The organism is Pseudoxanthobacter sp., assembly GCF_036822375.1.
GTDB lineage: Bacteria > Pseudomonadota > Alphaproteobacteria > Rhizobiales > Segnochrobactraceae > Pseudoxanthobacter.
Window position 1 is genome coordinate 1 of the sequence record NZ_DAISHT010000101.1, and the last position, 7,904, is coordinate 7,904.

Annotated in this window: 6 protein-coding genes and 1 pseudogene; 3 read left to right on the forward strand and 4 right to left on the reverse strand. The window is 69.4% G+C overall.

The genetic code is table 11. The features are described from left to right. The 4 genes and pseudogenes from V7067_RS10790 to V7067_RS10805 all read right to left on the reverse strand — a co-directional run. A pseudogene (locus V7067_RS10790) lies at positions 1–377 on the reverse strand (sugar ABC transporter permease); the annotation flags it as partial. Then, positions 374–1,465, reverse strand: coding sequence for an ABC transporter ATP-binding protein (locus tag V7067_RS10795; protein ID WP_334175907.1), 1,092 nt, complete (start codon positions 1,463–1,465; stop codon positions 374–376). The gene V7067_RS10795 and the pseudogene V7067_RS10790, both read right to left, overlap by 4 nt. Next, the gene (locus tag V7067_RS10800) at positions 1,465–2,559 is read right to left on the reverse strand and encodes an ABC transporter ATP-binding protein (protein WP_334175908.1); all 1,095 of its coding nucleotides are present in this window, start codon (positions 2,557–2,559) and stop codon (positions 1,465–1,467) included. Before V7067_RS10800 ends, V7067_RS10795 begins: the two co-directional genes overlap by 1 nt. Before the next feature lie 14 nt (positions 2,560–2,573). Continuing rightward, on the reverse strand, positions 2,574–4,118 hold the full coding sequence (locus V7067_RS10805; RefSeq protein WP_334175909.1) for an FGGY-family carbohydrate kinase: 1,545 nt from the start codon (positions 4,116–4,118) through the stop codon (positions 2,574–2,576). 384 nt (positions 4,119–4,502) lie between these two features. On the opposite strand from V7067_RS10805, the gene V7067_RS10810 reads away from it, so the two are divergent. The 3 genes from V7067_RS10810 to V7067_RS10820 all read left to right on the forward strand — a co-directional run bounded on the left by V7067_RS10810 (position 4,503) and on the right by V7067_RS10820 (position 7,859). After that, complete coding sequence (locus V7067_RS10810) at positions 4,503–6,215, forward strand: glycerol-3-phosphate dehydrogenase/oxidase (protein ID WP_334175910.1); 1,713 nt, start codon at positions 4,503–4,505, stop codon at positions 6,213–6,215. Between the two features lie 250 nt (positions 6,216–6,465). Next, the gene (locus V7067_RS10815; protein ID WP_334175911.1) at positions 6,466–7,164 is read left to right on the forward strand and encodes a GntR family transcriptional regulator; all 699 of its coding nucleotides are present in this window, start codon (positions 6,466–6,468) and stop codon (positions 7,162–7,164) included. A 74-nt stretch (positions 7,165–7,238) separates the two neighbouring features. Continuing rightward, a complete protein-coding gene (locus V7067_RS10820) occupies positions 7,239–7,859 on the forward strand; it encodes a hypothetical protein (RefSeq protein WP_334175912.1) in 621 nt (206 codons plus the stop codon). The last annotated feature ends 45 nt before the right edge of the window (positions 7,860–7,904 follow it).

Below are 7,904 nucleotides of genomic sequence, written 5' to 3' on the forward strand. Positions count from 1 at the left end.
CGGGCGAACACCTGCCAGATCATGCCCACCACGTTGAAGGGAATGAGCAGCGGCAGCGCGATGACCACGATGGCGAGGGAGGATTTCCAGCCCTTCTTCGGCAGCACCAGCGCCACCGCCACGCCGAGCGGCAGTTCGATGGCCAGGATGAGGCCGGAGAACAGGAACTGCCGCACGAAGGCATCGCGGATGTCGCTGTCGGCCAGCACCTGCCGGAACCACTCGGTGCCGACGAACACGCGGTTGCCGGGGCCGAAGATATCCTGCACCGAATAGTTCACCACCGTCATCAGCGGCACCACGGCGCTGAAGGCGACCAGCGCCACCACCGGCACGATGAGGAACCAGGCGCGGTTGTCGTCCGTCTTGGTCGTCATGCGAGGGCTCCCACCAGCCGGTCGTCGGCAAAAACGAGGGTGTGGGCGGGCGGCAGCACGAGGCCGGCATCGTCCGCGGGGATGGCATCGCCGTCGGCGACCTTGACCTTGATGAGGCTGTCGCCGAGGCGCACGTCGACCACCGAGAACGGCCCGAGGTGTTCCACGTCTTCCACCCGGGCCTTCAGCGCCGCGGCGGTGCCGGGCGGCGTGAGGCGGATGGCGCCGGGGCGCACGCCCACTTTCAGCTGTGCGCGGGCCGGCAGGCGGCCGGCGATATGGTCGGGCAGCGGCAGCGAGGCGCCGGAAAAGGCCAGCCGGCCTTCTTCCACCCGCGCCGCCATCAGGTTCATGCCGGGCGAGCCGATGAAATAGCCCACGAACGAATGCTGCGGCCGCTCGTAGAGATCTTCCGGCGGGCCGACCTGCACGACCTCGCCGTCATACATGATGACGATGGTGTCGGCGAAGGTCAGCGCTTCGTTCTGATCGTGGGTGACGTAGATCATCGTCAGCTTCAGGTGCTCGTGCACGGCCTTCAGCTTGCGGCGCAGCTCGAACTTCACCTGCGGGTCGATGACGGTCAGCGGTTCATCGAACAGGATGGCCGCCACGTCGGGGCGCACCAGACCGCGGCCGAGCGAGATCGTCTGCTTTTCGGCCGCACTGAGGGCGGAGGCGCGCCGGTCGAGCAGCGGGCCAAGCTCCAGCATCTCGCCGATCTCGTTGACGCGGCGGCGGATTTCCGCCTCCGGCACGCCGCGGTTGCGCAGCGGAAAGGCGAGGTTGGCGCGCACGGTCATGGTGTCGTAGATGACCGGGAACTGGAACACCTGCGCGATGTTGCGCCGCTCGGTCGGCACGTCGGTGACATCGACGCCGCCGAACAGCAGCCGGCCTTCGGAGGGGCGCACCAGACCGGAGATGATATTCAGCATCGAGGTCTTGCCGCAGCCCGAAGGCCCGAGCAGCGCATAGGCGCCGCCATCGCGCCACACATGATCCACCCGCTTCAGGGCGAAGTGCTTGTGCTCGGTCGGATAGGGGAAATAGGAGTGGCGAACGCCTTCCAGGCGGATTTCGGCCATCAGTGCACCCGCTGGGTTGCTGCCGGCGGCACGGCGATGAGGGCGCCGGCCGGGGCGAACAGGTAGAGGCGGTCGGGATCGATGGCGGCAATGACCGGCGTTTCCGGCGCGGTCGGGTGCACGCCGTGGCGCTCGGCAATCCAGAGCGCGCCGCCGGCCTCGATGTGGATGAAGGTTTCCGAGCCGTTGACCTCGGCAAGCTGCACCCGGCCGGCCAGCGCGATGCCGGCAGGAGCGCCCTCAAGGCCGATGGCGAGCTGGCTCGGCCGCAGGCCCACGAAGGCATCGCCCTCCATGCGGCCGGCCATGTGCGCCGGGCGCGGCACCGTCACGCCGGCCACCGTCAGCCGGTCGCCCTCAAGGCGGGCGGGCACCAGATTCATCGGCGGATCGGAGAAGATCTCGGCCGCCTTCAGCGAGGCCGGCCGGTGATAGACATCGATGGCCGGGCCCGTCTGGATGATGCGCCCGGCATCCATCAGAATGGTGGTGCCGCCCATCTGCATCGCCTCCACCGGCTCGGTGGTGGTGTAGACCACGAGGCGGCCGGACTTGCGGAAGATGGTGCGCAGTTCGGAGCGCAGTTCCTCGCGCAGCTTGTAGTCGAGGTTGACCAGCGGCTCGTCGAGCAGCAGCAGATCGGCGTCCTTGACGAGGGCGCGGGCAATGGCCACGCGCTGTTGCTGGCCGCCGGAAAGCGCGGCCGGCAGACGGTCGAGCAGGTGGTCGATGTGCAGCAGCGCCGCGGTCTCGCGCACCCGGCGCTCGATGGCCTCGCGCGCCATGCCGGCCCGGCGCAGCGGCGCGGCGATGTTGTCGAACACCGTAAACGACGGGTAGTTGACGAACTGCTGGTAGACGAAGGCGACCCGGCGCCGGTTGAGGGCGATGGAGCGGGCATCGCGCCCGTCCACCATCACCCGGCCGCCCGAGGGCCGGTCGAGCCCGGCCAGAACCCGCAGCAGCGAGGTCTTGCCGGCCCCGGTGCGCCCCACCAGAACGTGGAGGTGGCCAGGGGTGAGGCTGAGGTTGATGCCGGCGAGATGCATCTCGCCATCCACCGTGCGGCCGACATCCTGAACTTCGATTGCCATGGCGTGTCCTTCCCTCAGGCGGCGGCCGCGGCGGCGGACGGTGCCGCCGGCTGCGGCGCCCGCCACAGCGAGGACATGGCGGTGGTGGCGGCGCGGAAGCGGGCATATTTGTCGCGCAGCGCCGGGAAGCGGCCGGCCTGCGGCTCGAAACGCCGCTTCACCCGCACCATGGCGCGCACGGCGGTCTCATAATCGGGCTGCAGGCCGAGGCCGACAGCGGCGGAAATGGCGGTGCCGAGCGCGCCCAGTTCGCTGCCCTCGGTCAGCTCCACCGGGCGCTCCAGCACGTCGGCGAAGATCTGCGCCCACACATCGGAGCGCGCCGCGCCGCCGGCCAGCCGGATGACCTCCGGCTGCGCCGCATCGCGCCCGGAAAGCAGCAGGTCGATATCCACCTTGTGGGCAAAGGCGATGCCTTCGTAGATGGCGCGCACCACGTCGCCGAACTGGTGGCCGGCAGAAAGGCCGATGAAGCCGGCCGGGGCGCCGTCGGGGCCGCCGAACAGATAAGGCAGGAAGAGAATGTCGTTGGCCCGGTCGAGGCTGGCGGCAACCGCTTCGTTGCACACGTCATAAATGGAGCGCGAGCCGAGTTCGGCGCGCATGCCGGCGGTCAGAACCGACTTGCAGAACCATTCCAGATTGCCGGCCGAGGTCGCCGCGCCTTCGGTGGCCAGATAAAGCCCGCCGATGGGATAGGGGCTCTGCAGGAAGGGCAGATATTCCATGCGCGGCGTGGCGTGGAGCGTCTGGTTGATGGAGAAGGTGCCGGCGATGACGGCAAGCTGGCGGGCATCGGTGATGCCGGAGGCGACCGAGGCGGCGGTGACGTCCACGAGGCCGCGCACCACCGGGGTGCCGGGCAGAAGGCCGGTCTGGCGGGCGGCCTCTGCGGTCACCGCGCCGGCGACTGCCTCGGAGGGGCCGATGTCCGGCATCCTGCCGCGCCAGACGCCAAGGCCGAGATCGTCCATCACGTCGGTCGCCCAGCGGCGGCTGACATTGTCCATCAGGCCGGAAATGCCGCCGTCGGTCGGGTCGGTGGAAAGCTCGCCCGTCAGCCGGCCGCGCAGGAAATCCTTGCAGAACAGCACCGAATGGGCCCGGGCGACGAGGTCTGGCTCGTGTTCGGCCAGCCACGCCATCAGCGCCAGCGAATGGCCGCACCACAGCCGCTGCTGCACCCGCGGGGCGTTGCGGGCAAACCGCCCGTCCTGCCGCCAGCGCTCCACCAGCGCGGTCGCCCGCGTGTCGGTGGAGACGATGCCCGGACGCAGCGGATTGCCGGCCGCGTCCACCACATAAAGCCCCGAGCCGTAGCCGGCCGTGGCGACGCCGGCGATGGCGGACGGGGCGATGCCCGTGCGCTCCAGCAGCAGCCGGACGGCGCTGGCCGCCGCCCCCCACATCACATCGGCATCGCGCTCGGTGTGCCCGGGCGCCGGAAACAGCATCTGATTGGGAAATCGCTCGCACGCCCGTTCGCGGCCGTCCGCGTCGAACAGCGCCGCCTTGGTCATGGTGCCGCCGGCATCAATGCCGATGAGCCAGTCCGCCATTTACGTCTCCTCCGCGGGGCGCGGGAAGGAGCGGGCGGGCAACAGACAGCGCATGCGGACCGCCTGAGCGGATCGCATCCCTGCACGACCGGCGCTTCCTCCCGGGAGGCTGCCGCCTGTTTTCGGCGACTTTGAACCTCCCAGCCCTAACTTGTAATTATAGGCGAACTGTACAGGCGCTTTGGCTGCCGTCAACACGAAAGTTGCAGAGGGCCGAAAATCGGGCTTAATGCGCTGAAAAATAGAGGAAATTTTCTCAAGTCAATCGCTGTGGCACAATGATGGCGCCGTATCTTGTAATTACAAGTAACCGGTTCTAGAATGGCCGCAAACCAGGAGGCGGCATTCCGGCCGCCCGGCAGTTCCGACCCGGAGAGGCTTTCCATGCAATCGCGTGCCGACCAGATCAGGCGCCTTGCGGCGCAGACATCCGTTGACGTGCTCATCATCGGCGGCGGCATCAACGGCGTGGGGGTGATGCGCGATCTGGCGGCGCAGGGGGTGGCGTGCCTGCTGGCCGAGCAGGGCGACTTCGGCGGCGGCACGTCGGCGGCGCCGTCGCGCCTCATCCACGGCGGGCTGCGCTATCTGGAAACGGGCGAGTTCGCGCTCGTGCGCGAAAGCGTGGAGGAGCGCAATCTGCTGCTGCACAACGCCGCCCATGTGGTCAGGCCGATCCGGGTGTGGGTGCCGGTTCGCGGCTGGCTGGGCGGGCTCGGCTCGGCCGCCGGGCGGGCGCTGCGCCTCATCCGCACGCCGTCGTCGAAGGGCGGCTGCGTGGTGGCGATGGGGCTGTGGGTCTATGACTGGTTCGGCCGCGCCTGGCGCTCGATGCCCGGCCACCGCATGGTTTCGCGGCGCGAGGCCCTTGCCACCATGCCCTCGCTGATGCCGGGCATCAGCGTCATCGGCGAATATTACGATGCCCGGATCACTCACCCGGAACGTCTGGTGGCCGAACTCGTCGCCGATGCGGAGGCCGACTGCCCGCAGGCGATGGCCATCAACTATCTGGCCGTCACCGGGCGCAGCGGCGGCACCGTCGAACTGACCGACCGTGTGTCGGGCGAGCGCTTCTCCGTTACGCCCCGCCTCGTCATCAACACCGCCGGGCCGTGGGTGGACGTGGTGGACGGGCGGCTCGGCTATGACGAAAAGCTGATGGGCGGCACCAAGGGGTCGCACCTCGTCATCCGCGCGCCGGAGCTGGTGCGCGAACTCGGCGATACCATGCTCTATTTCGAGACGCCCGATCACCGCGTCTGCCTGATCTATCGCATGGAGGGCGATCTGTTTCTGCTGGGCACGACGGACCTGCGCACCAGCGATCCGGCCGACGTGGTGTGCTCGCCGGCGGAAATCGACTACCTGTTCCGCGTCCTGCGCGAGGTGCTGCCGAAAACCCGTCTCGGCCCCGCATCCATCGTGTTTCACTATGCCGGCGTGCGGCCGCTGCCGGCCTCGCGGGCCGGCGCCACGGGGGCCATCAGCCGCGATCACAAACTGCATGTGCGCGAGCCCGATGACGGGCGGCCGTTTGCTCTGCTCACCCTCGTCGGCGGCAAGTGGACGACCTATCGCGCCTGCGCCGAGCAGATTGCGGATGCAGTCCTCGCCCGGCTCGGCACCGCCCGCCGGACCAGCACGAAGCATCTGCGGGTGGGCGGCGGCCGGGGGCTGGACGCGGGCGCGGCAAGCCTTGCCGCCCTGAGCGCGCAGGTCGCAACCCGCAGCGGCCTGCCGCAGCCTGTGGCGGACCGTCTGACGGCGCGCTATGGCAGCGGCGCTCTGGCGATTGCGGAGGCCATGGCGGCCGGGCCCGACCGGCCGGTTGCCGGTGCGCCTTCCTATTCCCGCGCCGAAATCGCCTGGCTGGCGCAGAACGAGCGGGTGGAGCGGCTGGAAGACATCGTGCTGCGCCGCACGCTGATTGCCTTCGAAGGGCTTGCCGTGCCGGAGGTGCTGGCGGATCTGGCAGAGATCGTCGGCGCCGCCCTTGGCTGGAACCGGGCCCGGCGCGAAGAGGAACTGGCGGCGACCGTTGCCCTGATGGCGGCGCGGCACGGCGTGCCGGCGGCACTGGCGGCTGCGGCATGAGACGCGGCATGAGGCGCGGTGCGCAACGCCGGTGCAGCCTGCGCTTGCGACCCGTTGGCGCTGCGGCCTGCGGGTGGCTTGCGCTGCCGGCAAAGCATTGGCATTGGAAGGGCAGGGCCAGCCGATGACGGAGCAGGTGGTGACGAGACGTGCCACGGGTCACGGGACGGGAACCGGCCGCGCGGCCGGAACCGGGGGGCGGGCCCCCGGCCGGCCGGCCGTTGCCTCGCCGCCGCCGGCGCATCTGCCCTTGTGGTCGCAGGTCAAGTCCGCTCTCGTCGCGCGCATTCACGACGAGGGGCTGGCGGAGCACGCGCGGCTGCCCTCCGAACACGAGCTTTGCGCCGAATTCGGCGTTTCGCGCACGGTGGTGCGCGAGGCGCTGAACCAGCTCGTGACCGAGCGCGTCATCTACAAGTTGCAGGGCAAGGGCGCGTTCGTGGCCAGCGCGCGCGAGGAACAGGACTTCCTCGGCACCTCATCGGGTTTTTCCGGCGAGCTGCTCGGCAAGCAGAAGACCATCGCCCGCCAGGTGCTGCGCCAGACGGTGGTGGAGCCGCCGGAGCGCGCGCGCCGGCTGCTGAAGCTGGCCGCCGGCCAGCAGTGCGTCTCGCTCGACCGGGTTCTTCACGTCGACGGCGCGCCGCGCATGATCGTGCGCACGCTCATTCCCGAAGAGCTGGTGCCCGGCCTCGATCAGGTCAACATGCAGAACCGCTCGCTCTACGACACGCTGCGCCGGCAATATGGTGTGGTCGTCAAGCGCGCCGACCGCTGGATCGAGGCCATCATTCCCGATGCCGAAGAGGCGGCGCTGCTTGACGTGCCGGCCAGTCAGCCGCTGGTCGGCATCGAATCCTGTGCCTACACCGCCTCCGGCGATCCCGTGGAATATTACACCGCCGTCTACCGCTCCGACCGGGCGCGGCTGCATTTCCGCGTCGGCTGACGCCGCCTCTTTCCATGGCGGCGCCGAGACGGCACTCTCGGCCCGGCGAATCGCGTTGGCCGGGAGGGGTTGTGATGCATGCTGTCGTGTTGGTAAGGGGCCGTCGCGGCCTGCGCTCTGCGCCGGCCGCGCTGCTGGCGCTGGCACTGGCGGCCGTGGCCGGCCTTGCCGTGCCGCAGAAGGCAGAGGCCGCGCGCCGGCTGCCGCCGGGGGTGAGTTGCGTGGAAAGCGGCCCTTATGCCGTGGTGTCGCAGAATTCCGTGGCGGCCATTCCGGGCGACACCATTGTGGCGCGGCTGCGTGCCGGCAGCGCCGCACCGTGCAGCACCGATGTCGGCCCGGGCGACATTCAGATCGCGGGCCCCTCCGACAACCTGATGCTGATGGGGGCGGCGAGCGGCTATGCGGTGCTCGACAGCGGCGATACCGATCCGCCGCGCACGCTGTCGATCTATGACATCGTTCGCCAGCAGGTGGTCTGGTCGGGGCTGCATGTCGGTGAATGGCCGGTGGTGAAGGCCACGGGCGTGACCTTTATGCTCTACGACGGCGAGGCCACGCGCGAGACCTGCCCCGAATTCGATGCCATCACGGCCCGGCAGTTCACCCCGGCAATCGTGGAGCGCTCGGTCTACGATTTCGAGACCCGCACGCTGACCCGGCTCGGACCGAAGAAGTGCGAGGGGCTGCAATAAGGCGGCCGCGGCGGACCTGACGGCGTCGGGCAAGAAAGAGCCGGG